This is a genomic window from Peristeroidobacter agariperforans (assembly GCF_004138335.1).
GTDB lineage: Bacteria > Pseudomonadota > Gammaproteobacteria > Steroidobacterales > Steroidobacteraceae > Steroidobacter > Steroidobacter agariperforans.
The window spans coordinates 618,349-644,360 of sequence record NZ_RYFW01000001.1 but is presented as its reverse complement, the minus strand read 5'-3'; the positions used below and the strand labels follow the sequence as shown (position 1 = coordinate 644,360).

20 protein-coding genes are annotated in these 26,012 nt (G+C 62.5%); 12 read left to right on the top strand and 8 right to left on the bottom strand.

Features of this window, described 5'->3' with window-relative positions; translation table 11 throughout:
• Nucleotides 1-5: 5 nt before the first annotated feature.
• Nucleotides 6-1,625 carry an NAD(P)/FAD-dependent oxidoreductase gene (locus EK373_RS02695; protein ID WP_129641203.1) on the top strand — a complete coding sequence of 540 codons (1,620 nt, stop codon included), beginning with the start codon at nt 6-8 and terminating at the stop codon, nt 1,623-1,625.
• Here the strand turns inward: EK373_RS02695 and EK373_RS02690 are convergent.
• Genes EK373_RS02690 through EK373_RS02665 form a run of 6 tightly spaced genes read right to left on the bottom strand, consistent with a single transcriptional unit; the run spans nt 1,609 to nt 6,994 of the window.
• Nucleotides 1,609-2,034 (bottom strand): phosphotransferase, encoded by a 426-nt coding sequence (locus EK373_RS02690; protein WP_129641202.1) that lies wholly within the window; start codon nt 2,032-2,034, stop codon nt 1,609-1,611. The genes EK373_RS02695 and EK373_RS02690 overlap by 17 nt on opposite strands.
• Nucleotides 2,024-4,372, bottom strand: coding sequence for an MMPL family transporter (locus EK373_RS02685; RefSeq protein ID WP_129641201.1), 2,349 nt, complete (start codon nt 4,370-4,372; stop codon nt 2,024-2,026). Before EK373_RS02685 ends, EK373_RS02690 begins: the two co-directional genes overlap by 11 nt.
• A gap of 22 nt (nt 4,373-4,394) precedes the next feature.
• The gene (locus EK373_RS02680; RefSeq protein WP_129641200.1) at nt 4,395-5,030 is read right to left on the bottom strand and encodes a LolA-related protein; all 636 of its coding nucleotides are present in this window, start codon (nt 5,028-5,030) and stop codon (nt 4,395-4,397) included.
• Nucleotides 4,969-5,940: an LpxL/LpxP family acyltransferase gene (locus EK373_RS02675; RefSeq protein ID WP_157994196.1), complete on the bottom strand. Its 972-nt coding sequence runs from the start codon at nt 5,938-5,940 to the stop codon at nt 4,969-4,971. The genes EK373_RS02680 and EK373_RS02675 overlap by 62 nt, the downstream gene beginning before the upstream one ends.
• Entirely contained in the window at nt 5,937-6,278 is a 342-nt protein-coding gene (locus EK373_RS02670) for an ApeI family dehydratase (protein ID WP_129641198.1), read from the bottom strand. Before EK373_RS02670 ends, EK373_RS02675 begins: the two co-directional genes overlap by 4 nt.
• A 5-nt stretch (nt 6,279-6,283) precedes the next feature.
• Nucleotides 6,284-6,994 (bottom strand): COG4648 family protein, encoded by a 711-nt coding sequence (locus EK373_RS02665; RefSeq protein WP_129641197.1) that lies wholly within the window; start codon nt 6,992-6,994, stop codon nt 6,284-6,286.
• A 206-nt stretch (nt 6,995-7,200) separates the two neighbouring features.
• Here EK373_RS02665 and EK373_RS02660 point away from each other — a divergent pair, with 206 nt between their 5' ends.
• The 9 genes from EK373_RS02660 to EK373_RS02620 all read left to right on the top strand — a co-directional run bounded on the left by EK373_RS02660 (nt 7,201) and on the right by EK373_RS02620 (nt 18,875).
• On the top strand, nt 7,201-8,322 hold the full coding sequence (locus tag EK373_RS02660) for an NAD(P) transhydrogenase subunit alpha (RefSeq protein WP_129641196.1): 1,122 nt from the start codon (nt 7,201-7,203) through the stop codon (nt 8,320-8,322).
• A gap of 4 nt (nt 8,323-8,326) precedes the next feature.
• A complete protein-coding gene (locus EK373_RS02655) occupies nt 8,327-8,656 on the top strand; it encodes an NAD(P) transhydrogenase subunit alpha (RefSeq protein WP_129641195.1) in 330 nt (109 codons plus the stop codon).
• A 6-nt stretch (nt 8,657-8,662) separates the two neighbouring features.
• Nucleotides 8,663-10,093, top strand: coding sequence for an NAD(P)(+) transhydrogenase (Re/Si-specific) subunit beta (locus EK373_RS02650; RefSeq protein ID WP_129641194.1), 1,431 nt, complete (start codon nt 8,663-8,665; stop codon nt 10,091-10,093).
• Nucleotides 10,094-10,193: 100 nt separating this feature from the next.
• Nucleotides 10,194-10,871 carry a response regulator transcription factor gene (locus EK373_RS02645; protein ID WP_129641193.1) on the top strand — a complete coding sequence of 226 codons (678 nt, stop codon included), beginning with the start codon at nt 10,194-10,196 and terminating at the stop codon, nt 10,869-10,871.
• Complete coding sequence (locus tag EK373_RS02640) at nt 10,858-12,246, top strand: sensor histidine kinase (RefSeq protein ID WP_129641192.1); 1,389 nt, start codon at nt 10,858-10,860, stop codon at nt 12,244-12,246. Before EK373_RS02645 ends, EK373_RS02640 begins: the two co-directional genes overlap by 14 nt.
• A 114-nt stretch (nt 12,247-12,360) precedes the next feature.
• Entirely contained in the window at nt 12,361-15,549 is a 3,189-nt protein-coding gene (locus EK373_RS02635; protein ID WP_129641191.1) for an efflux RND transporter permease subunit, read from the top strand.
• The gene (locus tag EK373_RS02630; protein WP_129641190.1) at nt 15,536-16,696 is read left to right on the top strand and encodes an efflux RND transporter periplasmic adaptor subunit; all 1,161 of its coding nucleotides are present in this window, start codon (nt 15,536-15,538) and stop codon (nt 16,694-16,696) included. The genes EK373_RS02635 and EK373_RS02630 overlap by 14 nt, the downstream gene beginning before the upstream one ends.
• Complete coding sequence (locus EK373_RS02625; RefSeq protein ID WP_129641189.1) at nt 16,686-18,083, top strand: efflux transporter outer membrane subunit; 1,398 nt, start codon at nt 16,686-16,688, stop codon at nt 18,081-18,083. Before EK373_RS02630 ends, EK373_RS02625 begins: the two co-directional genes overlap by 11 nt.
• A 159-nt stretch (nt 18,084-18,242) precedes the next feature.
• On the top strand, nt 18,243-18,875 hold the full coding sequence (locus EK373_RS02620; RefSeq protein WP_129641188.1) for a hypothetical protein: 633 nt from the start codon (nt 18,243-18,245) through the stop codon (nt 18,873-18,875).
• A 13-nt stretch (nt 18,876-18,888) separates the two neighbouring features.
• Here the strand turns inward: EK373_RS02620 and EK373_RS02615 are convergent, their stop codons facing one another.
• Together EK373_RS02615 and EK373_RS02610 are read right to left on the bottom strand one after the other, a co-directional pair.
• Entirely contained in the window at nt 18,889-20,319 is a 1,431-nt protein-coding gene (locus EK373_RS02615) for an aldehyde dehydrogenase family protein (RefSeq protein ID WP_129641187.1), read from the bottom strand.
• Between the two features lie 92 nt (nt 20,320-20,411).
• On the bottom strand, nt 20,412-21,419 hold the full coding sequence (locus tag EK373_RS02610) for a sugar kinase (RefSeq protein ID WP_129641186.1): 1,008 nt from the start codon (nt 21,417-21,419) through the stop codon (nt 20,412-20,414).
• 301 nt (nt 21,420-21,720) lie between these two features.
• On the opposite strand from EK373_RS02610, the gene EK373_RS02605 reads away from it, so the two are divergent.
• Both EK373_RS02605 and EK373_RS02600 read left to right on the top strand, forming a co-directional pair.
• Entirely contained in the window at nt 21,721-24,489 is a 2,769-nt protein-coding gene (locus tag EK373_RS02605; RefSeq protein WP_129641185.1) for a TonB-dependent receptor, read from the top strand.
• Between the two features lie 95 nt (nt 24,490-24,584).
• Nucleotides 24,585-25,931 (top strand): pectate lyase family protein, encoded by a 1,347-nt coding sequence (locus EK373_RS02600; RefSeq protein WP_129641184.1) that lies wholly within the window; start codon nt 24,585-24,587, stop codon nt 25,929-25,931.
• Nucleotides 25,932-26,012 lie beyond the last annotated feature (81 nt).

Here is a 26,012-nt window from a genome sequence, read left to right as displayed (position 1 = left end):
CCCCAATGAGTGCACCGAGTGAAGTCGCCAAGGTGGATGTGGCCATCCTGGGCGGCGGCCTGGCAGGGCTGACGCTCGCCATTCAATTGCGCCGGCAGTTTCCTTCGCTGTCGATTCGGATCGTCGAGCGTCGTCGCCATCCGGTGCCGCCGGCCGCGCACAAGGTGGGCGAATCGTCCGTGGAAATCGGCGCCCACTACTTCGACACCGTGCTCGGCCTCAAAGAGCACCTGAACAGCCAGCAGCTGAAGAAATTTGGTTTCCGCTTTTTCTTTTCCGAAGGGCGTGAAGACCTGGATGGCGTCACCGAGTTGGGAGCGAGCCGCTATCTCTCGACGCCGACTTACCAGCTCGATCGCGGCGTGTTCGAAAACTTCCTGGGTGAGCACGTGCGCGAGCTGGGCGTCGAGTTCATCGACGGCGCAGTCGTGCGCAGTTTCGATGTGGGCACTCAGGGCGCCGAACATTGGGTGCGATACGAAGTCGAGGGCCGGCAGCACGAGCTTCGATCGCGCTGGCTGATCGATGCGTCGGGTCGCGCCGGCCTGATCAAGCGCAAGCTCGGGCTGCAGCAGGACAATGCTCACAACGCCAACGCGGTCTGGTTCCGGATCGGCGCGAAGATCGATGTGGACGAGTGGTCGTCGGACGCCACGTGGCTGAATCGCTGCGATCCGCCGTACCGCTGGCTGTCCACCAATCATCTGTGCGGCGAAGGCTACTGGGCATGGTTGATTCCGCTGTCCTCCGGCTCGCATTCGGTCGGCATCGTCTGCGACGCCGTCACTCATCCGCTCGAAACCATGAATACCTTCGAGAAGGCGCTCGAATGGTTCCGTGTGCACCAGCCGCGCTTGGCGCGTGAGCTGGAAGGCAAGCAGCACCTGCTGCAGGATTTCTGTTTCCTGCGCAATTTCTCCTATGGCTGCAAGCAAGTGTTCTCGGGCGATCGTTGGGCGCTGACCGGCGAGGCGGGCGTGTTCCTCGATCCGTTCTACTCGCCTGGCAGCGATTTCATCGGCATCAGCAACTGCTACATCGCCGACCTGATCGCGCGCGATCTGCAAGGCGAGCTGATCAATGGCCGCGCACACGTGTATCAGCAGATCTACTTCTCGTTCTACGAGAGCACGCTGGCGCTGTACACGAATCAGTACGCCATGTTCGGCGATCCCGAAGTCATGCCGGTCAAGGTGATCTGGGACTACACCTACTACTGGGGCGTGCTGTGTCAGCTGTTCTTCCAGCGTCGGCTCACCGACCTCGCCAACTTGAGCCGGCTGTCGGATCACTTGAATCATTCACGCGCCCTGAACGTGGCCGTGCAGAATTTCATGCGCGAATGGTCGAAAGTCAGCGCTCGTCGCAATGACGCAGTGCTGCTGGATCAGGCTGCGCTGCCCTGGTTCGCGGAGTTGAACCGGGGTCTGCGCGATCAGCTCGACGAAGAAGCGTTCCGCGCTCGGGTCATCGAGTACACCGCGTTGTTGAATTCGCTCGCGGCGGAAATCATCGAGCGCGCCTGCGGCGAGCAGCCGTCACTGGATGCCTCCGAAGTCCGCAAGCTGCTCAGTGCTGTACCGCCGACGATGTCGGAATCGCTGCTCTTTACGAAGGCAGCTTGAGCAGCACGGCGGCGCGACCTTCCGCCGCCACTTCGCCGTTGTGCGTGATCGTGAAACTGTACTGCTGACTGGTTTCAGCAGACTGCAGGCATGTCGCTGCCACGCGCAGTGGACCCGTCAGATCGTCGATATAGTCCCGAGCAAACGTTACCGAGCGCAGTGAGACCAGCATGCCGGGGCGCGCCTGCCGGGGTGCGGCTCTCAGTGCGCCGTGAACTGCCATTGCCTGCGCCCCGTATTCGCACAGATGAACCGCACGTAGCCTGTCGTTCGCGCGCAATGGATTGTCGAGGGCACGATGGCTGTTCGTTTCGAGAACGATGCGCGTGTCATCCCATTCGACGATGTGCTCCCAAAGGCACATGCCGCCTTGATGCGGAATCAGCGCTGCGATGTCTTCACGTGCCATGAGCAGGGGGTGTTGGTCGGGTCAGGAGTAACGCGAGCACAAAATTAGAAACAACGCCGATCGAGACCGTCAAGCCCAGGGCGCGGAGCACCGGCAGCGACGACAAGGCGAGTAACGAAAACACCATCAGCGTCGAAGCCGAGCATACGAGCAATGCGTGCAGGGTGCGTCGCTGTTCCATCGGATCGTCGGCTGCATGTTCAAAGAACAGTGCGTAGTCCAGACCGAGACCGGCGGCGAGGATCAGCGCGATCAGATGAAACAAGGTCATCGATACGCCGGCGGCCTGCAAGATGCCGATGATGAGCAGCGTCGTCAGCGCCATTGGCGCGAGCACGCGATAAACACGCGACGCCCGGCGCAACGCGAACATGACGACGCCGGCGAGCAGCACGGCGGCCACCGCCAGGCTCCATAGAATCTTGATGCGCTGGTGAGTTACTAGCGTTTCCGACGCGTTCTTCGTGTCCAACAAGGTCACGCCGGAACCCGCGGCGAAGCGCTCCAGAGCGGCGACGTCTTGGACGCCGCTGAACGTGACGAGCGCGGTCGTGCGAGCAGCGGCTTTATCGTCTTCATCGCCGTGCCGGGTCAATAACATTTCCACGCTCACCCCCAGCGGCGAATCGCGCAGTTGATCGACCGTCAGCAATCGCAGGCGACGCGCCTTCTCCACGTCTGCGAAGAAAGGCTCGAACACATCGGGGCGGAACGGCGTGTCTTTGACGGCTGCATCGACATCAGCTCGCAACGTTGCGGGCTCGGGCAAACGAGCCTGTCGCTGCCGCTGTTTTTCAGCCGTCGGCACGTATCGTGCGGCGTGGTCATAGCCACTGATCGCACCGTCCGCAACCAGCTTCTGCAGCGGCGCGTCCAGCGCTTCGAGCTTCTGCAACGCGTATTCGGTGTCGGCGGCGGTGATGACCAGCAGATAGCGAACGTCGGGTGTGCCCAGTTCCGAACGCAGCTCCTGATCCTGGATCAACAGCTCCTTCGGCACCGGCGTGAGCTTGCTCAGGTCGCTTTCCCACATGGGTTGAGGCGCGAACACCATCGCGGCGACGGAGAGAGCGATGGCGACCACGCCCGCCCAGCGGGGGCGCGGCAGGCGTTGCATGCCCTGCCAAACCTTACCGAGCCAGGCAGAGTCGCCGAAGTCGCGACCCTCGGGATCCATCAGCACCGGCAGCGCAAACCGGGTCGTCAAACCGGCGACCGCGAGACCGGCGACCGTGAAGCACGCGAGCTGCGCCAGTCCGATGACACCGGAGAACAGGAATGTGACATACGCGATGCAGGTGCTTGCCACGCCGGTCGCGAGTGTCGGCCACAGTTCGCGAGCGGCTTCGACCGGCGATCGCGTCGCGTGCCGGTGGCTCAGCAAATGAATCGGGTAATCCTGCGCGACGCCGATCAACGTGAAGCCAAAAGCCAGCGTGATCCCGTGAACCGTCCCGAACAGCGCGCTGACGGCTGCCAGTCCCGCCAATCCGGCGCTGGCTAGCGGCAAAGCGCTCAACACGACGCTGCCGATCCGTCGATAGGCGACCAGCAGCAGGATGATCATGCCGACGGTCGCGGCGGTACCGAGCGCCGTCGCTTCGCCGCGCGTTCGCTCTTCCATCATCACCGAGAACTTGCCGGCGCCGCTGAAGGTCAGCGTCACACCCTCGTCGCGCCTCAGTCGTTCTGCTTCGGCGTTCAGTTGCTCGACGGCCAGGCGCTGTTGATCCGGATCGAAGGCAGCGGCGCGTGTCTGTGCGAGCAGCAGGGCGCGTTTGCCTTCGCGATCGAACCAAACATCGAACAGTCGGTTCGGCTCCTGCATCGGCTGCCAACGCTGCAACACCTTCAGCAGTTCGAGCGTCGGATCGCGCGGCAGCCACGGTTCGAGGAAAGCTCCAGCCGGTGACGCCAGATCACGCGCGCGCTCTTGCAACTGCGAGTGCAGATACTTCTGGTCGAGCGGCCGCTCGTCCAGGGTGGGCGAGAGCAGATAACGATAGGCCAGCAGCTCATCGGGGACGCTGTCGAGCGAAATGTCGCCGTTGGTGACGAGACGGAAATTCGGGCTCGACTGCAGATTCTCGACGAGCGTGCGCGATGCGTCGGCGAGCTGTTCCGGCGCCACGCCCTCCAGAGATATCACCATTACGCGCGATGCCGGCCCCTCGCCGATTTCTTCCAGCAGCAAGCGCTGCTCGGGCGTGGTCGGGCTGGGAAGAAATAAACGCAGATCGGTGCCGACTTGCAGCTGCCGTTGCACGAACCACGTCAGGCCCGCGAGCAGCACGAGCCAGAGGAACAGCAGCAGTAATGCCGAGCGGGTGAGCTTCATGAGGGAGCGAGCAGCGCCAGGCTCAGCTGCCCTGGCCGGAGCCGCAGCGGCGCTGCAGGGCGATCAAAGTCACATCGGGCGCTACCGGCTCGGCGGAAGCGGCGCCTAGCAGCAAGACACTGGAGGCGCCATCGGCCGTCGTCATCGAAAAGCAGCGCGGCTCGCTGTGACGGCCGTTGACTTCGATCTGCTGCAGGCGGCGGCGAGCTTTGGTGTCGGTCGGCGTCAGCTTGAGTGTCCAACCATCGTCATTGCCGGCCATCTCGACATTGAATGCCTTTCTTAGTGCCACAGGGTCACCGGCGAGCATGGCCGAGAATCCGGACAACAATCCGCGCAGTTCCGGAGCATGTTTCAAAGCGAAGCTGCGCGGCTTGTCGCCTTCGCGCTCCACCTTCACGGATTCCCCGCGAATCGACGTTTGTTCGCGATAGGGCGCAGTGACACGCCGATCCAGACTTTCCGGCCCGGAATAACCCAGGTCGCCGGAGACGATCAGCGGCGCGCGCAGCAGCTTCGAGAAGCGCACCTCGGTGAAGGAGATGGTGGCCGGCGCAGGCTTGGCCAGCCGGCCGATCAGAGCATCGGCTTCCTGATCATTGAGGGCCGCGCTCCCCGCCGTCAGCGGCGCTATCAGCGCCCCCAGCAGAGCCAGCATCAGGGGCAGACGAGTTGAGGTGCCAGAAATCATAGAAGTTGAACCAATTGTACGGCGCGCTGCGGGTGTAGTGGGCCAATCGGTCCGCATACCGTTGAATGATGGCATTGAGACTCGCCTCGCGGTCCTTGCGTTCCACTCGGACCGTGTCCGCGAACGATTCGAAATGCAGGTCGTACCGATTGCCGCCGCCGTACAGACCGAAGCATAGAACCACCGGTACCTTGAGCGCGGCCGCGAGTTGCCACGGCCCGGTCGGAAATGCCGCGGGCTCGCCGAGGAAATTCACAACCGATACCTGATTGCCAGGCCGAGCGCGATCGACCAGCAACGTGACCAGCGCGCCTTCATCGAGCGCCTCCTTGATCGCCAGCGCGGTGATTGCGCCATCCTGCCGGGCATTGATGATGGAGCGCGCCAGCTCCGGATTGAAGGCGGCGAGGAAGCGCGTGATCTCCGGATTCTGTTCCGTATCCAGCACCACCCGGACTTTCACGTCCTTGCGGAACTCGCTCAGCGCACGCAAGGCGTCGAAGCTGCCCAGGTGGGAGCCGAATACCAGCACGCCTTGTTTCTTGGCCCATTGCGCGCGCAGGTCATCCAGGCCGTGAACTTGGACATCGAAACGTTTGAAGCTCTCCGACAACAGGAAGAGACGATCCAGCACGACGGAGGCGAAGTAGTAGAACTGCCTGACGACATCCGCCAGCGTCGGTTTGCGCCCCAGGATACGTTGCAGATAATCACGCGCAGCGCGCCGCTCCGGTCCACGTCTCACGACGTAGAAGGCGGTGATGGGAAAGAGCACCAGGCGCGCGGCGGTCCGCCCGCACAGCCGTGCGAACGTACTGATCAATCGGTACCCGAAGAGCGAGCCGGCTTCGGGGCGCTCGAGCCACTGCTGTTTCACGCCGCTCCGTTGCCTGTGTGCGCAGGCTCGAGGTTGGCCGCGATGCGAAACAATCCCTGCGCGAGGGGCGCGCCGTAGCGGCTCAAGGTGAAGCGCAGTTCGTCGGCATCCAGTTTCAATTGCAGCTCTGCGGACTGATCGGGCAGCAGCGGTGCGGTGAACTTCGCGGTGGGCAGTGCGAGCACGCGCAACGGGCGTTGCAGCCAGCGCTCCGCTTCCTGCAGCACGCAGTCCAGCAGCACCACGCCAGGCACGATCGGCTGACCCGGAAAATGACCGGGCAGCGACGGATGATTCGCGGCGATCCGCAGAACGGTTGCGTGGGCGGCGGGGCTCATGTGATTCAGCGACGAGGGCCAGCGGCGCTGCTGACCAGGCGCGGCATGGCCGCGAGTACCTTTAGAAAAAAATCCAGCATGTTGCGATAGGGTTGCCGCGGGAAGCGGTGGCGGCGGTAAGCGTACTCAATCAGGAAGAAAGCCGCGACCAGCAAATATCCGATCAGGTTGGCGACCAGCGACCACCACAGCTCGGGCACCGTCACCGGCGGTGTGATGCCGGCGGCCAGCAGCATGCCGTCGGGCTCGGCCAGCAGTCCCAGCACCAGATTGGTCAGCGCCAACGTCACGAAGAACAGCGTCCAGGCTCTGGTCAGCTGATGGGCGTACGCCAGCACGTCGGGCTCGGGCTGCTCGTTGGGCTCCATGATGCGGATCAGTTGCTCGATTAGCGGAACCTGCCCGGCGAGCAAAGTGCTGCCAAACACGACCGCCATGAATCCTGGCACCAGCACCGGCGCGATATACAGCGGCAGTGTCCCGTGCGTGGAGCGCGATAACCACCAAAGCGCCGCGACCACGGGCAACAGTACCAGCCAGGCGATGACGCTGCCCCGGCCGAGGGCTGGCGCCATGGGCAGCACGATCAACAGGCCCAGCGCGATGGCGATCAGCGTCACGCTGTTCTGAATGACGCCGAAGTGCGCGACCAGCGGATACGCCAGCACCAGGGCGGCTCTGCCGATCGAAGTCAATACTCGGGAGTCGACTGCCATTTATCCGCGTGGCCGTGTTCGTTCAATACAAGCAGTGTGAACCGCTGGCATCCTGGGCGGGTCGCGTGGTTTGATGAACCGAGCTTCCCGCCGGGCGCGCAGCATGCGCGTGTTGCCGAGTGCGAACAAGGCATCCACAATGGCGGGAATTTTATGTGCAAACTGGCACCCGGTTTAAATGAATTTGTGGGGGAGGATCAGTCGGCATGACGGTGAAGATCGCTGTTCTGAAGGAAACTCGCGTCAATGAAAAGCGCGTAGCCCTGGTGCCTGCGGTGGCCGACAAGCTCAGCAAGCTCGGGGCCGAAGTTCACATGCAGGCCGGCGCCGGCGACGCGGTAAAACTGCCCGATTCCGCCTTCAAGAACGTGAAATTCAGCGCCGATCCGCTCGCGCTGGTGCGCGATGCCGACGTGGTCGCGAGCGTCCAGCCGCCCGATCTGAGCATCGTCGAGGCGATGAAGCCGGGCGCCATCCTGATTTCCTTCGTCTACGCGCACAAGGAAGTCGAGCTGACCAAACGATTGCGCGATCGTCATATCACCACGTTTGCTATGGAGCTGGTGCCGCGTATCACGCGCGCTCAGGCCATGGACGCGCTGTCGAGCCAGGCGGCGCTTGCCGGGTACTACGCAGCCCTGCTCGGCGCCACCCATCTCGCGCGCATTTTGCCGATGATGACCACCGCGGTCGGCTCGATTCGTCCCGCTCGAACGTTGGTGATGGGCCTCGGTGTCGCTGGCTTGCAAGCATTGGCGACGGCGCGCCGCTTGGGCGCGATGACCGAAGGTTACGACGTGCGGCCCGAAACGAAGGAACAGGCCGAATCGCTTGGCGCCAAGTTCGTCGATACCGGCGTCGATGCCCGCGGTGCAGGCGGCTATGCGCGCGAGCTCACTCAGGAAGAGAAAGACAAGATTGCCAGTGTCGTCACCAAGCACATTCAACAAGCCGACATCATCATCACGACCGCGGCCATTCCCGGCCGGCCGTCGCCGAAGCTGATCAGCAAGGCGCAGGTCGATGGCATGAAAGCCGGCAGCGTGATCATCGACCTCGCCGCCGAAGGTGGCGGCAACTGTGAATACACGCAGCCGGGCGAGACCATACAAGTGGGCCAGGTGACCGTCGTCGGGCCGCTCAACGTGCCGAGCATGCTCGGCGAGCACGCGAGCGAGCTGTATGCCAAGAACCAATTCAACTTGATCGAGCTGTTCGTCAAGGACGGCGGCATCAAGCTCGACTGGACCGACGAGGTGGTCGCCAAAACCGCGCTCACGCACGACGGCAAGATCGTCAACGAAGCAGCACAAAAAGTTGTCGGGTGAACCTATGGATCTCGCTACCACGCTGACGGGCTTCGTTGCCCTGTATATCTTCATGCTCGCCGCCTTCACCGGTTACGAGATCATCGGGCGCGTGCCGTCCATTCTGCACACGCCGCTGATGTCGGGCTCGAACTTCGTGCACGGCATCGTCGTGGTCGGTGCGATGTATGCACTGCTCAACGCCACCTCGCTGGTCGAACAGATCATCGGCTTCGCCGGTGTGCTGCTGGGTGCGGGCAACGCGGCCGGCGGTTACGTCGTCACGGAGCGCATGCTGGAAATGTTCAAGCCCAGCGACAAGAAGCAGCCCTCCGGCGAGCAGAAGAAGGCATAAGCGCCCATGAACCTCACTCCGCAGTTCATCATCGACGCCAGCTATTTCGCCGCGGCGTTTCTGTTCATCTACGGCTTGAAGCGCATGTCGTCGCCGGTGACGGCGCGCTCCGGCATCATGGTGGCCGGCATCGGCATGCTGGTCGCCGTCCTTGCCAGCTTCCTCTATTACTTCGGCGTCAACGAGGCAGCGCTGCCGCACCTGGGCACGAACGTCGTGTTCGCAGCGGTGGCACTGTTCCTCGGCACCGCATGGGCATGGTGGAGCGGCAAACGTGTCGCGATGACGGCGATGCCCCAGATGGTCGCGCTCTACAACGGCATGGGCGGCGGCGCGGCGGCCTGTATCGCTGCAGTCGAGTTGTTACGAACCACTGCAGTTCACCAAACGATTCCGCTGTTGCTCGCAGTGGTGGGCGCGTTGATCGGTGCGGTGTCGCTGTCGGGTTCGTTGATTGCGTGGGCCAAGCTCGACGGCCGCATCAACGGCGTATGGCGCATCGGCGGCCAGCAGATTCTCAACGGCATCGTGTTTCTTGCGACGCTCGCTGTCGCCATCTATATCGTGTTCGTCGCGCACGGTCATGCAGATCCGGCCATTGTCGCGGCGTTCTTCATTGGCGCGCTGATCTTCGGCGTGATGATGACAATGCCGATCGGCGGCGCGGACATGCCGGTCGTGATTTCGTTGTACAACGCCTTCACTGGTCTGGCCGTGGGCTTCGAAGGCTACGTGCTGCAGAACCCGGCGCTGATGATCGCGGGCATGGTGGTCGGCTCGGCGGGTACGTTGCTCACGCTGCTGATGGCGAAGGCGATGAACCGCAGCGTGTCGAATGTGATTTTCAGCAACTTCGGCGATGGCGGCGGCGAACAACAAGGCGAGATCAAAGGCTCGCAAAAGCCGGCCGAAGCCGGCGACGCCGCGATCAATATGCGATATGCATCGAAGGTCATCATCGCGCCGGGCTACGGCCTGGCGGTCGCGCAGGCTCAGCACAAGTTGTACGAGTTCGTGAAGCTGCTGACCGATGCGGGCGTGGAAGTGAAGTTCGCGATCCATCCGGTCGCGGGCCGCATGCCGGGCCATATGAACGTGCTGCTCGCGGAAGCGGGCGTGCCGTACGACATGATCTACGACTTGGAAGATATCAACGGCGAGTTCAAGGAAGCCGACGTTGCCGTCGTCATCGGCGCGAACGACACGGTCAATCCGGCGGCGCGCACCAACAAGTCCAGCCCGATCTACGGCATGCCCATCTTGAACGTGGACCAGGCCAAGCAGGTTTATGTCATCAAGCGCGGCCAGGGCAAGGGTTACTCGGGCGTCGAGAACGAGTTGTTCTTCGCCGACAACTGCAACCTTGTATACGGCGACGCGCAGAAGGTGATGGTCGCGATGATTCAGGCGGTGAAGTCGCTCGAGGGCGGCCACTAACCCGTCGCATTTCGCGGGCCCTATATAAAGCATCCTTAATTGCCCCTCCCTGAGAGGGGCGGTACCCTGCCGGTTCCTTGACACGCGTTGGCTGGGAGCCGTGGCTAGAGTACTCATCATCGAAGACGATCGCGTGACCGCTGATGAAATCTGCGCCGAACTGCAGCGGTACGGCCTGGACACGGAATGGGTGGGCGACGGCGCCACCGGGCTGGAGCGCGCGCGAGGGGGTTTTTATGACGCGATCACACTGGATCGCATGCTCCCCGGCATGGACGGTTTGACGGTAGTCACGCGTCTGCGCGAGTACGGTGTGCAAACACCGGTGCTGATGATCAGCGCCCTGTCCGATGCAGACGAACGGGTGCGTGGCCTGCGGGCGGGTGGGGACGACTATCTCACCAAGCCATTCAACCCCGACGAAATGGCGGCTCGCATCGAAGTGCTGCTGCGGCGGCACGCGGGTGCATCCCGGCCCATGATGTTGCGGGTCGGAGACCTGCAGCTCGATCTGATCGACCGCACCGCCAAGCGCGGCGATACCCTGCTCGATCTGCTGCCCACCGAATTCCGTCTGCTCGAATTTCTCATGCGCCACAGCGGCCGCGTGCTGACGCGCACCATGATCTTCGAGGCCGTGTGGGGCTATCATTTCGACCCCGGCACCAACGTGATCGAAGTTCACATCGGGCGGCTGCGGCGCAAGCTCGATCCGCCGGAGCGCGAGCCGCTCATTCACACCGTTCGCGGAGTAGGGTACGTGCTTGAAGCTCGGTGAGCTGTCACGCATCAGCACGGTTCGGCTGCTGCCGGTCTACGGCATCTTGTTCGTGTTGTGGAGCGTGCTGCTGATCGGCTGGGTGCAGTACGACACCAAACGTTATCTCTCCGGCGTGGTGGATGAAATCCTCCGCCAGCGCATGCACTACCTCAGTAACATCGATCGCGACCACCTGCCCGAGGTGATTGCGCAAACCGGTGCGCTCGATCTGCGCGTGTTGCAGGGGCTCTTCGATCAGCAAGGCCGCAAGATCGCCGGCAACATCGAACGGATTCCAGAAGGTGTTTTGATCGACGGCGTCGTGCACTCCCTGCCGGGTGGAGCACAGCAGATGGGCGCCAAGGAACCGGTGCGTGCGCGCGGCCTCGCCAAGGGGATAGGTAACGGTGAAGTGTTGATTCTGGCGCGCGCCACGAGCGTGGTCGACCAGGTCAACAGCATCATTTATCGATCCCTGTTCTGGGGTCTCACGCTCACCATCATCCCGGGTTTGATCGGCGGCCTCTGGCTGGCGCGCGGTCCATTACGGCGCATTCGTGCGATCGAGTCCGCTGCGCAACCCATCATGCGCGGCGATCTGCACCAGCGATTGCCGATGTCCGGGCGTCGTGACGAGCTCGACATGTTGGCCGGCATCGTCAATTCCATGCTCGACGAAATCGAGCGGTTGATGAGCGAGGTCAAAGGTGTCTGCGACAGCATCGCCCATGACTTGCGCACGCCGCTGACGCGCTTGCGCTCTCAGTTGCACCGTATGCACCGCGAGGCGAACGATGGCGCGCATGCCGGCGTCGTCGAGCAGGCGATTCTCGATGTCGATTCGCTGCTTGATCGGTTCCGCGCGTTGTTACGAATCTCCGAGCTGGAAGACATGCACCGGCGCGCCGGGTTCACCGAGGTGCGCCTGGCGAGCACGCTCGATCACGTGCGTGAAATCTACACGCCGCTGGCCGAAGACAAACACATCGCGTTCACGTTCGAGATCGCGCCCGATGTCCCGACCGTGCGCGGCGATCCGAACCTGCTGCTGGAAGCCGTTTCGAACATCGTCGACAACGCGATCAAATTCACGCCCGCGAACGGCAGCATTCGTTTGCGATTGATCAAGGATGCGGACGCTGGCGCGCGCATCGATGTGATCGACAGCGGCCCGGGCATCCAGAACTCGGAGCGCGAAGCGGTCCTGCAACGGTTCTATCGCGGCACGTGCAGTAACAAAGATGTCTCGGGCTCGGGGCTGGGGCTGTCGATCGTCGCGGCGATCGTCAAACTGCACGGCTTCAGACTGCAGATCGTCGACCATCCCGGCGGCGGCGCGTGGCTGTCCCTGTTGTGCGGCCCGAACGCCGGCCAGCTGCGCAGCGCCAGCTGATAAAACCTGCCCAAAAACGTCGGCAAGAAAGACTAAAAAAGCTTTCATCTCTACGGCACTGTAGCGGGCTGCGATCGGACCCATAATGGTCCGCTCGAGGATTGTCTCGCCCGCATGCTCGGAATCGTCAAAATCGCCCTGCGCCGCCCGTACACGTTCATCGTGCTGGCGCTGCTCATCCTGATCTTCGGCGTGCTCTCGATCATGCGCACGCCGACGGATATCTTTCCGAACATCCGCATTCCCGTGATCAGCGTGGTGTGGACCTACGCCGGTCTGCCGCCCGACGGCATGGCGGGTCGTATCACTACCAACTTCCAGCGCTCGCTGACCACCATGGTCAACGACATCGAACACATCGAGGCCACTTCGTATACCGGCTTCGGCGTGATCAAGGTTTTCTTCCAACCTTCCGTCGACATCAACATGGCCAATGCGCAGGTGACCGCCGCCGCGCAGACAACGTTGCGCCAGATGCCACAAGGCACGAACCCGCCGAACATCCTCAACTACAACGCCTCCACCGTGGGCATCCTGCAGCTGGCGCTGTCCGGCGAGGGCATGACGGAGCAGGAGCTCAGCGACCTCGGCATCAACTACGTCCGCACCTTCCTCATCACGGTGCCGGGCGCCTCGATGCCTTATCCGTTCGGCGGCAAGAACCGTCAGATCCAGATCGACCTCGACCCTGCAGCTCTGCAGGCGCGCGGCCTGTCGGGCACGGACGTCGCCAACGCCCTCGCGGCTCAGAATCTGATCACGCCGGTGGGCACGCAGAAGATCGGCGGCTTCGAGTACGCCATCAACTTGAACAACAGCCCATCGGCGATCGAGGACCTGGGCCGCCTGCCGATTCGCCTGGTCGACGGCGCAATGGTTTATTTGCGGGATGTCGCCCACGTGCGCGACGGCAATTCGCCGCAGACCAATATCGTGCACGTTGCCGGCAATCGCTCGGTGCTGCTCACAGTGCTCAAGAATGGCACCGCGTCGACGCTGGCCGTGATCGAAGGCATCAAGCAACGTGTCGAGGAGGTGAAGGATCAGCTGCCGGAGTCGCTGCAGATCAGGCTCATCGGCGATCAATCCATCTTCGTGCGCAGCGCCATCAGCGGCGTGGTCGCCGAAGGGGCCATCGCTGCGCTGCTGACCAGCCTGATGATCCTGCTGTTCCTGGGCAGCTGGCGCTCCACCGTCATCATCGCCACCTCGATTCCTTTGGCCATCCTCGGCTCGATCTTCCTGCTGTCGCTGACCGGCCAGACGCTCAACATCATGACCTTGGGCGGACTGGCGCTGGCCGTGGGCATCCTGGTCGACGATGCGACCGTGACCATCGAAAACATCAACTGGCACCTCGAGCACGGCAAGGACGTGCACACGTCCATCCTCGACGGGGCGGCGCAGATCGTGACGCCCGCGTTCGTCTCCCTGCTGTGTATCTGTATCGTGTTCGTGCCGATGTTCTTCCTCGAAGGCGTGGCGCGCTTCCTGTTCGTGCCGATGGCGCTGGCCGTGATCTACGCGATGGTGTGCTCGTTCATTCTGTCGCGCACGCTGGTGCCGACCATGGCCATGTATCTGTTGAAGCCGCACTCGCATGACGATGCGACGGCGCCGTCATCCAATCCGCTGGTGAAGTTTCAGCGTGGCTTCTCGGAAAAGTTCGAACGCGTCCGCGCTAGCTACAAGGAGTTGCTGACGATGGCAGTGGCTCATCGGCGCGGCTTCGTGACGGGATTCATGTTGTTCGTGGTCGCGTCGTTCGCGCTCGTGCCGTTCCTGGGGCGCAATTTCTTTCCGGCAGTCGATGCCGGCCGCATCATGATTCATTTCCGCGCGCAGCCGGGCACGCGTGTGGAAGAAACGGCGGCTGTCTCGGCGCGCATTCAGGATGTCATTCGACAAGTGATCCCGCCGCACGAGCTGGCGCTGGTGGTGGACAACATCGGCATGCCGTTCTCCAGCATCAACATGACTTACAACAACACCGGCACCATCGGCACGGCGGACGGCGATATACAGATCACGCTGGAGGAAGATCACGAGCCGACCGCGGATTACGTCCGCAAGCTGCGCGAGGAGCTGCCACGGCGATTCCCCGGCACGACGTTCTCGTTCACGCCGGCTGACATCGTCAGCCAGATCCTGAACTTCGGCACGCCGTCTCCCATCGATCTGCAAATCCGCGGCAAGGACTTCGCCGCGAATTTCGCTTACGCCGAAACTTTGCTCGCCGACATCAAACGGATTCCAGGCATCGCCGATGCGCGCATTCAGCAGGCACGCGGCCTGCCGACCTTCAATGTCGATGTCGATCGCACGCGCGCACAGTTCGCCGGTCTCACCGAGCGTGATGTCACTAACAGCATGGTGGTGAATCTCGCCGGATCGGTGCAGGTCGCACCGACGTTCTGGCTGAACCCGAAGACCAACATCCAGTACCCCATCGTGATGCAGACTCCGCAGTACAAGATGGACGAGCTGAACTCGCTGGAGACGCTGCCGATCACGGGCGCAGGTTCCAAGTCGGCGCATCTGCTCGGCGGCATCGCGGACATCACTCGCACCACGTCGAGTGGAGTGGTTTCCCAATACAACATTCAACCCATCGTGCAGATCTACGGGACCACGCAGGGTACCGATCTCGGCGCCGTGGCGTCGCAGATCCGCAAGATACTCGAGGCGCACGCCAAGGACCTGCCGAAGGGCTCGTCGGTGGCGCTGCTTGGCCAGGTGCGCACCATGGAGAGTTCGTTCTCGGGACTGATGTGGGGCCTGGTCGGCGCGATCGTGCTGATCTATCTGCTGATCGTGGTGAACTTCCAGTCGTGGAGCGATCCGCTGGTCATCATCAGCGCGCTGCCCGCGGCGCTGGCCGGCATCGTCTGGATGTTGTTCACGACATTTACCACTTTGTCAGTGCCCGCGTTGACGGGCGCGATCATGTGCATGGGTGTGGCCACCGCGAATAGCGTGCTCGTCATCAGCTTTGCGCGCGAACGGCTGGAACAACTGGCCGATCCTATTGCCGCGGCCATCGATGCAGGCTTCGTGCGTTTCCGTCCGGTGCTGATGACGGCCTTGGCCATGATCATCGGCATGGCGCCGATGGCGCTGGGGCTCGGCGATGGCGGTGAGCAGAACGCGCCGCTGGGTCGCGCCGTGATCGGCGGCCTGATCTTCGCCACGGTCGCCACGCTCATTTTCGTCCCTGTCGTCTTCAGCATCGTGCACCGTAATTACGTCCGCAAGCCCGCGGAACATCCGCTGCTTGCCGGAGAGCCTCATGCCGCCCACTGAATCGCATCGCGGGTTACGCCGCGCCGGCATCGTCATCGCCGTCATTGCCATCGTGATCGTCGTCTCCGGCATCGGGATACGCGTCAGCGATCAGCGTGAGATGACCGAGTGGACCGAAGAGCAGGCCATTCCCACGGTCGCCGTAGTCGCGCCGACCCAAGGTGAAGCGGACGCGCGGATCGACTTGCCGGGCCGGTTAGAAGCGTTTGCACGGGCGCCGCTGAATGCGCGTGTGTCTGGATATTTGAAGGCGTGGAAGGCCGATATCGGCACGCCCGTGAAGAGCGGCCAGCTGATCGCAGAGATCGAAGCGCCCGATATCGAGCAGCAGTTGCTGCAGGCTGAAGCAGATCTCGCCAGCGCCGAAGCGAACGCGGCGCTTGCTGCGAGCACCGCCAAGCGCTGGCAGTCGATGCTCGGCCGAGATTCCGTTTCCAAACAAGAAGTGGATGAAAAGGTCGGCGATCTGGCTGCCAAGGAAGCTCTGGCGAAAGCTGCGCGCGCCAATGTCGAGCGTTTGCGAACGATGCGAGGTTTCACGCGCATCGTGGCGCCGTTCGATGGCGTGGTCACCGCGCGCAATACAGATATCGGTGAGCTGATCACCGCGGGCGGCGGCTCGGGCCGGGAATTGTTTGTTGTTTCGGATACGCGAAAGTTGCGCGTGTACGTGAATGTGCCGCAATCGTATGTGAGCCGATTGAATACGGATGCGAACGCGGTGATCACCGTGCCCGAACATCCCGGTAGGCAATATTCGGCCGCGGTCGCCGCGTCGGCGGGCGCTGTGAACGTCGCTACCGGAACGACGCTGATGCAGCTCACGGTCGACAACCAAGCGGGCGAGTTGCTGCCGGGTGGATATGCCAGCGTCAGCTTCGAGCTGGCGGGCGGGGCGCAAGCGCTGCGCGTGCCGGCCAGCGCGCTGATCTTCGATCAATCGGGGCTGCGTGTGGCCACTGTCGATTCGCAGAGCCGCGTGGTCATGAAGCCCATTACCATCGCGCGTGATCATGGGCACTTCATCGAAGTTGCTGGCGGCATCGAGGCCGCCGATCGTGTCATCTCGACGCCGCCGGATGGATTGATGGCTGGCACGGCCGTGCGCGTGATCGAGCCAGCCGCGCAGGAAGCCAATGCGGGTTGAACTGGCGATAGTCACGGCGCTCGCGCTGGCCGGCTGCTCGTTCGCGCCGAAGCTCGAGCTGCCTGAAGTTCCCGTTGCCGAGTCATACAAAGAGCCGGCGCCCTGGACTCAGGCGGCACCCGCCGATCGCTTGCCGCGCGATTCCTGGTGGCTGGGGTATGGCGATGAAGAACTGAATCGTCTGCAAGCCCAGCTCGTTCAGAACAGCCCTGACCTACAAGCCGCTCTGGCGCGCTATCAACAGGCGAAGGCCTTTGCGGATCAGCTGCGGTCCGGTTTGTTTCCTTCATTCTCGTTGCGCGCCGATGGGGCTCGGACGCGGCAATCGGCAACGAGTCCGCCGGCCGGTCAGTCCTCGCCTCGTTACTACAACTCGTACGGCGCTGGGATCGAAGCGACTTATGAAGTCGACCTTTGGGGTCGCGTACGCAATGAGCTGAACGCTGGAAACCTGGAAGCGAGCGCGGCCGCCGCCGATCTCGAATCGGCGCGGCTGAGTCTTCAAGCGCAGCTCGCTGACTTTTACATCGCGCTCTATGGTCTGGATCGCGAGGCTGCGTTGCTCGCCGATACGGTTGCTGCTTATGACCGCGCAGTGGCGCTGACAAAGGAGCGTCATCAAGCGGGCATCGTCTCGGGGCTGGACGTGGCGCGTGCTCAAACTCAGCTGGACACCGCGCGTTCGCAGGTCTCGCAGAACCAGGCTCAGCGCGCGACGTTCGAGCACGCGATCGCGGTGCTGGTAGGCGAGTCGCCTTCGCGATTCTCCCTCGCGCCCCGGTCGGTTCCGTTACAGCTGCCACAAATTCCCGCCGATGTGCCGACCAATCTTCTGCAGCGTCGCCCAGACATTGCCGCGGCTCAACGCCGTACCGCTGCCGCCAATGCCAGCGTCGGTGTCGCTCGCGCAGCCTATTTTCCTTCGATTACGCTGAGCGGCGTTTATGGCTTCGAGAGCAACCGCTCCACCGACTGGCTGACGGCGCGCAACGCCGCCTGGTCAGTCGGTCCTTCCATCCTGCTGGAACTGTTCGACGCCGGCCGCCGCCAGGCGCGAGTTGCTCAGGCACGGGCTGTTTTGGATGAGGCTGGCGCAACGTACCGAGCGGTGGTGCTGGGAGCCTTCCAGGAAGTGGAAGACAACCTGGCCTTGCTCCACCACTACGGAAACGCCGCTGCAGCCGAGCGCTCCGCCGTCACCTCGGCCGAGCAATCGCTGGATTTCGCCATGAATCGTTACCGTGAAGGGGCGGTCAGCTACCTCGAAGTCGTGCAGTCCCAGACCACCGCGCTGACGACCCAGCGTGAGGCCCTCGATCTGGAAACACGGCAGCTCAGAGCCAGCGTGGCGCTGATTCGGGCGCTAGGCGGGGGCTGGGAGGGCTGACCGAAGGTCTGGCACCGGAAGAGGACCGCGGTTGAACCAGCGCAGGCCAGTCTTTAAGCTGACCCGCAGCGATCCCCATTCATCTTCCATAACGCGCGAGCCACCTTGTTCAACCGATCATTTTGCACACTCGCTCTGTGCCTTTGGTCCGCGCTCGCCTTGGCGGACTACGCCGCCGCTCCCAAGAAACCCATCGACCTGACCGGCTTCTGGATACTGAACACCGCCGCCAGCGACGATCCGGAAGCGATGCTGTTCGAGAAACAGTCGCAGGAATGGGAGCGCTTCGAGCGCATGCGGCGGAGGGAAGAAGAGTCGCGGCCTTCCAATATTCCGCCCCCCATCGACGTCGATGCGCCGCCGCCTGGCGAAGGTAGCCGGCGTCGCGGTCCGCGACCCTGGCAGAAGCAGCAGCAGGAAAATCTGCTTCGGATGCTCGGCGTCAGTCCCACGCTGGAGATCAAAGAAGTCGGCCCCGGGCGGTTCGATGTGATTTCCGCGGTCGAGTCGCGAAGGGTCGAGGCCGGCAGTCACACCCAGGTTTCGATGCCCGAAGGGCAGCTCGCGGATTCTCGGGTCGGCTGGGACGGCGAGTGGTTCGTGATCGAGCGTCGCGTGCGCCGCGGGCCGCGAGCGTTGGAGCAGTTTCGTCTGACCAAGACCGGTCAGCTCGAATATCTGATGAAGTGGAGCGGCGACAGCGAGCTGTCCGGAATCAAAGTGCGGCGTCTGTACGATCGCCGCACCGGGCCCGCGCCGGAATCGAATCCGGATCGCGGGCCGCTGCCATAGCGCGAGTTGCGCCTCAGGCCGCCGAATAGCCCATCATGGCCTTCACCTCGAGGAATTCCTTGAGGCCTTCCTTGCCCCACTCGCGGCCGTTGCCCGATTGTTTGTAACCGCCGAACGGCGCGTTCACATCCGTCGCGGCGCCATTCAGGTGGACCATGCCGGTGCGCAGCCGGCGCGCGACTCTGCGGGCACGCTCGATGTCGCCGGAATAAACATAGCCGGACAGACCGTAGACCGTGTCATTGGCGATGCGCACCGCTTCCTCTTCGGTCTCGTAAGGAATCATCACGAGCACCGGGCCGAAGATTTCCTCGCGCGCGATGGTCATGTCGTTGTTCACGTTCGCGAACACGGTGGGCTTGATGAAATAACCCTTGTCGATGCCGTCGGGGCGGCCCGGGCCGCCGATCACGACGGTTGCGCCTTCGTCGACGCCGGTCTGTAACAAGCGCTGGATCTTCTCGAACTGAGTCTTGTTGGCGACCGGGCCCATGGTCACGCCGTCCTTCTTCGGATCGCCGACGACGGGCTTGGCTGCGACGGTCTTCGCGATGTTCACCGCTTCTTCGTACAGCTTTTTTGGCACGAGCATGCGCGAGGGGGCGTTACACGACTGGCCGGTGTTGGACATCATCGACAACACACCGCTTTTCACCGCGGCGTTCAGATCGGCATCTTCCAGAATGATGTTGGCCGATTTGCCGCCCAGCTCCTGCGACACGCGCTTCACTGTGTCGGCGGCCGCCTTGGCGACCTGCACGCCAGCGCGCGTCGAGCCGGTGAAGGACATCATGTCGATGTCCGGATGACGTGATAGCGCCTCGCCGACGGTCGGGCCGTCGCCATCGATCATGTTGAATACGCCCTTCGGCACGCCGGCCTCGTGCAGGATCTCGGCGAAGATGTGCGCGCTGAGAGGTGCGACTTCGCTGGGCTTGAGCACCATGGTGCAGCCGGCAGCGAGCGCCGGCGCGACTTTGCAGCCGATCTGATTGAGCGGCCAGTTCCACGGAGTGATCAAGCCGCAGACGCCGACCGGCTCGCGACGAATCTGCGTCGTGCCCAATGTTTCTTCGAACTCGAATTCCTTGAGTGCGGCGAGCGTCGACATGAAATGGCCGAGGCCGCTGCCAGCCTGCGCATGCAAGGCAAACTTCATCGGCGCGCCCATCTCGTCGGAAATTGCCTGGGCGACGTCCTTCATCCGGCTCTGATAGACCTTGATGATGCGCTCGAGCAGCGCGACGCGCTCTTCACGCGAGGTTTGCGAATAAGTTTCGAAAGCAGCGCGCGCCGCTTTCACCGCGACATCGACGTCCTCGGCCGTGCCGAGCATGATCGTGCCGACTTGCTGCTCGGTGGCCGGATTGATGACCGCCAGCTCGCGGCGCCCCGGCGGGGTGACCCAGGCGCCATCGATATAAAACCGCTTGAACTCGTACATGTGTCCTCCGCCAAACAGCGCGATCCGCACACCAGAACGCCCGCAGAGCGGGTCGGGCGTGCGGCGAAAAAGGGAGGACAATGATAGCGCGGTTAGCGTCTTACATCGCCGCCTTTCTCCGATAACAACAGTTCCACGTCGGACACGCCCAGCAGGTTGAAGTCGCCCGGAATCGAATGCTTCAGGCAACCGGCGGCGGCGCCGAAGTCGATGGATTCTTGTGGCGTCATGCCTGTCAGCAATCCATGCAGTACGCCCGCGGCGAACGCATCGCCGCCACCGATGCGATCGACGATGCTGTGCAAGGGATACGAGCGGCTGGTGTAGGTGTTCTTCGAATCGAACAACAAGCCGGTCAGCTGTTGAACGTCGACGCTGTGGCGCGCGCGCTCGGTGCAAACGATGTGGCGCAGATGCTTGAATGATTTGAAAGCAAGATCGGCCGCTTCGCGTCGAGCATCCGCCGCCGAGGCTTTGAAGCCGAGCATGAATCCAATGTCACGATCGTCACCGAAGATGACATCGGCCTGTTCGCATAGACGAGTCAACAGTTGGGGAGCTTCGGGCGCACGCGCGCCCCACAAGCGCGCTCGGAAGTTGCAATCGAAGGAAATTTGCACGCCGGCCTTACGCGCTGCTTGCATCGCTTGTGACGCGGCTTCGGCAGTCGCGCTGCTGACAGCAGGTGTGATGCCTGAAACGTGCAGCCACCGGGCGTCTGCGAGCAGCGACATCCAGTCGTAGGTGGCTGGCGGCGCGATCGCGAATGAGGAGTTGGCACGATCGTAGAGCACTTCCGCCGGACGGTGGCCGGCGCCGTGCGTGAGGAAATACATGCCCATGCGACCGTCACCGAAATGAATCGAATCGGTGTCGACGCCGTGGCGGCGCAACTCATCTGCGCAGGCGTGGCCCAGGGTCGAGTCCGGCAGGGCGCTCACGACCCGTGTCCGATGACCGAACTTGTGCAACGAAACTGCAACGTTCGCTTCGGCGCCGCCGATATGGGCGTCGAACCGGGGAGATTGCAACAGCAGTTCCTTGCCGGGCGACGACAAGCGCAACAGGACTTCACCGAAACAAACGATGGCCGGTTTCATGGAGCAGAATTTACCGTAAGAAATGTGAAGAGCAGCACGTGCAGCACAATTGTAGGCGGATAGGCTTCGCGCTGGGTGTTGCAAGAAAACCAAATGAGGTGTCTTGCCGCCCGACAGTGTGCTCTGCTAGCCTCCCCGTTGTCACCGGTGTCATAGCTGCGTTTTTAGTATGTCACCGGTGTCAATAAATGCGGGATGGTCAGTCGCAGGGTTGGAAGGTCGGCCAGACCCGGGCACCGAGAGCCTCTGGCCGAGATCAGCGGGTTTTAAGGCGATTTGGAATGGAATGGGGGTTTTAGTTATGTCGAAGTCAGCTCGACACGGATCGATTCGCGTCGCTGTTCGGACTGTGCTGGGCGTGGCGGCGCTGTCTGCCAGTGCTGCGGCGTTTTCGCAACAAGCGGGCCAGGCCGCACCTCAACTAGAGGGCGCGCTGGAAGAAGTTATCGTCACCGGCTTCAAGGAAAGCTTGAGCCTGGCGCTGGATCAGAAGCGCGCCGCCATTGGCGCCGTCGATGCAATCGTCGCCGAGGACATTGCCGATTTCCCTGATCTGAATCTCGCCGAGTCCATTCAACGCGTGCCGGGCGTGTCCATCGCGCGCGATGCGGGCGAAGGCCGAAACATCAGCGTGCGCGGCCTGGGTCCGCAGTTCACGCGCGTACGAATCAACGGTATGGAAGCGATGAGCGCGAACGGCGGCACCGATGCTGCCGGCGGCACGAACCGCGACCGCTCGTTCGACTTCAATACATTTGCTTCCGAGTTGTTCAACTCGATCACGATTCGCAAGACCTCGGCGGCCGAAGTGGAAGAAGGCTCGCTGGGCGCGACCGTCGACCTGCGTTCGGGCCGGCCGTTCGACTATGACGGCTTCACTGTCGTCACCAGCGCACAGGCCAGCTACAACGACATTCAAGAGGATGTCGACCCGCGCGGCGCGTTCCTCATCAGCAACACGTTTGCAGACGGCCGCTTCGGCGCGTTGTTCTCGGTGGCCTACAGCGAGCGCAAGCTGCTCGACGAAGGCTCGAGCACGGTGCGTTGGCAGGCGGGCCCCACCGGGGCATTCGTTCCGCGCATTCCTCGCTACGACATCTACAAGCACGACCAGGAGCGCCTCGGCCTCACCGGTTCGCTGCAGTGGGCGCCGACCGACCGGACCACGATCAGCCTGGATGCTCTGCACGCGAAGTTCGAAGCCCAGCGCGACGAGATCTTCCTCGAGGCGCCGGGATTCAGCGGCAACAACCGGGACACCGACCCCATGTCGGTGCGCGAGTCGGTGGTCGACTCCAGCAACACGATCGTGTACGGCGTGTTCGACAACGTCGACATTCGTTCTGAAGCGCGTCATGACGAGCTCGAGACCGACTTCACGCACCTGACGCTCGAAGGCACGCACGAATTCACCGATCGGGTGCGCCTGAAGGGCCTGGTCGGTTACTCGGAAGCCGAGCACGACAATCCGATTCAGACCACGCTGCTGTTCGATCACGACGACGTCATGGGTTATACCTACGATTTCCGTGGCAACGATCGGTTGCCGCAGATCACGTACGGCGACATTGACGTGACTGATCCGGCCTCGTGGCGACTGTCACAAGTTCGTCTGCGTCCGCAAAGCTCGGAAAACACGTTCAAGACAGTGTCGTTCGACGTGGCTTGGGATGTGACCGATGTGATCACGTTGAAGGGCGGTCCGCAGTACAAGAAGTTCGAGTTCGACACGACTTCTCTGGTCCGCTCGAACGGCACGACCTCCAACCAGGAAGGTTCGCTGCCGGGTATTCCTGCCGGTGCGGTGGGGTCATACAGCGAGTTGGTGAGCATCAGCAACAACCTGAACGTCGCCAATGGCACGCCGACCAGCTGGCTCATTCCGGACATCGACGCCGCCGCGGCGCAGTTCGGCCTCTATGACCGTTCGCGCTTTCCGCTCGGCATCGAGCCGGCGCTGGGCAACAACTACAACATCGAGGAAGAGGACACCGGCGGTTACCTGCAGGCCGACTTCAACACGTTCCTGTTCGATCGTCCGCTGCGCGCCAACGTCGGCGTGCGCTACGTCGAGACCAAACAAACGTCGTCCGGTTTCACCTTCACGTCCGGCGCACCGCTGCTGACGACCGTCGAGCGAACCTACAGCGACACGTTGCCGTCGTTGAACGTGGCGCTCGACGTGACGGACCAGTTCGTCATTCGCGCGTCGGCTGCGAAGGTGATGGTGCGTCCGAACGGCGGTGGTGGCACGGCAGGACTGGGAATTCTTGCTCCAGGCTCGTCGGTGGCCATCAACGGCGCCAACAAGACCGTGACCGCCGGCAATCCGAATCTCGATCCGTATCGCGCCAAGGCGTACGACCTGTCATTCGAGTGGTATTTCGCCGAGGACTCGCTGCTGTCGCTGGCGTTGTTCATGAAGGACATCAACAGCTTCGTGCAGATCATCCGCGCGACCGACGACTTCGGGAACAATCCGCTCGGCTTGCCTGACAGCGTCGCGCTCGCCGCGTGCGGCACGGCCATTCCGGATCCGGCGCAGTGTTTGGCCGGCTGGCAGTTCGCGCTGCCGACCAATACCGATGGCGGCGACCTGAAGGGCTTCGAGATCAGCTATCAGCAGCCGTTCTCGTTCCTGCCGGGCTTCTTGAGCAACTTCGGCTTGATCCTGAACTACACCGGCGTCGAGTCGGAGATCGAGTACCTGTCGCAGACCGGCGCACTCGCGGCCAAGGAAGATCTCACCGGCTTGTCGAAGTCGGCGTACAACGCGACGCTGTACTGGGAAGACGAGAAGTTCAGCGCGCGCGTGTCGGCGGCTTATCGCGACGAGTTCCTGACGACGGTGCCGGGCCGTAACGGCAACGACGTGGAAGGCACGGCCGAGACACTGAGCATCGATGCGTCTTCGAGCTTCACGGTGAACGACAACCTCACCATCACGCTCGAGGCGCTCAATCTCACGGATCAGTTCCAGGACCAGTACGTGGACTCGACCGGCGATCGCCTGTCGTACTACCACCATCAGGGCCGCCAGTATCTGTTGGGTGCGCGTTACAAGTTCTAACTGACGCGCCAGACGAAGCCACAGAAGAGGGTCATCGATTTGGAAACAAGTCCGGCGGCGGCTACGCCGCCGGACAACATCATGAAGGGGGACGTATGCGTGCGAAGGGAATACTGCGCGCCGGATGCCTCTTTGCAGCTGCGAGCTGCGTAGCGGCCAACGCGCACGATCGAAGGGATTCAAGTCTGGAGACGCTGCCTGCCGAGAATGGCTGGGCTGCCAGCGGCGCCGGAGTCACAGGCGGCGCTGCAGCTGTACCTGAACAGGTGTACACCGTCACGAATCGCAGCGAGCTGATCGCAGCTCTCAACAACGGCGTGGAGTCCGCGACCTCGCCAACCAATCCGTCCAACGAACCGAAGATCATCTACGTCAAAGGGGTCATCGACGCCAACGTCGACGATGCCAATCAGCCGCTGAGTTGCAGCGACTACTACAGTAGCGGCTACACGCCGGAAGCTTTTCTTGCCACTTACGATCCAGCCGTGTGGGGCCGAGTGAATCCTTCGGGTCCGCTCGAGTCGGCGCGCGCAGCTTCGGCGGCCGCGCAGCAGTTGCGCGTTCGAATTCGCGTCGGTTCGAATACAACCATCGTTGGTGTTGGGAACAAAGCAACGATCCGCGGCGCTTGGATCGATGTCCGCGGCACGGCAGGTGTCGCCAACAGCCGCACCAACATCATCATTCGCAACATCACATTCCAGGACACCTACGACTGCTTCCCGCAGTGGTCGCCGACCGATGGCTCGCTCGGCGCCTGGAACGCGCTGTACGATTCGATTTCGTTGCGCGACTCGAACAACGTCTGGATCGATCACAATACGTTCGAGGACAAGACCACCGCCGACAGCAAGGCGCCGAACTACTTCGGCGTGCTGTTCCAACAGCACGACGGCGCGCTGGATATCACCAACGCCTCGGATCTGGTCACCGTCTCCTGGAACCGCTTCCGCAATCACGACAAGGTGATGCTGATCGGCTCTTCCGACAGTGCCGCCGCCGATCGCGGTAAGTTGCGAGTCACGTTGCACCACAACCTGTTCGAGCGGGTCGGCCAGCGTGTGCCGCGCGTACGCTTCGGGCAGGTCCACGTTTATAACAACTTCTACGATGTGCGTAACACGCCCAACTACCAGTACAGTTGGGGCGTGGGTATCGAGTCGGCGATCTATGCGGAAGAAAATTTCTTTCTCGCGCCGCGCAGTTTTACGCCGGACCAGATTCTGGACCGCTTCAACGGCACGGCATTGTCCGCGTCGGGCACGCTGCTCGTCGGGCCGCCCGTGCGCAATCCGGTCGACGTCATCGCTGCCTGGAATGACAGCAACGATCCCGACCTGGGCGCGGATGCGGGCTGGGTGCCCGAGTTGAATTATCAGTTGTCGCCGGTGTGGACCACGGCGCTGACGGTGCTGCTGTTCGCGGGACCGATGTTCTGGTGAGGCCAGCTACTCGTTGATGCAAGCGCTCGCTCGCGGGCGCCTGCGTTCGGATCGGATTGTTACCGATATCACCTATCGATC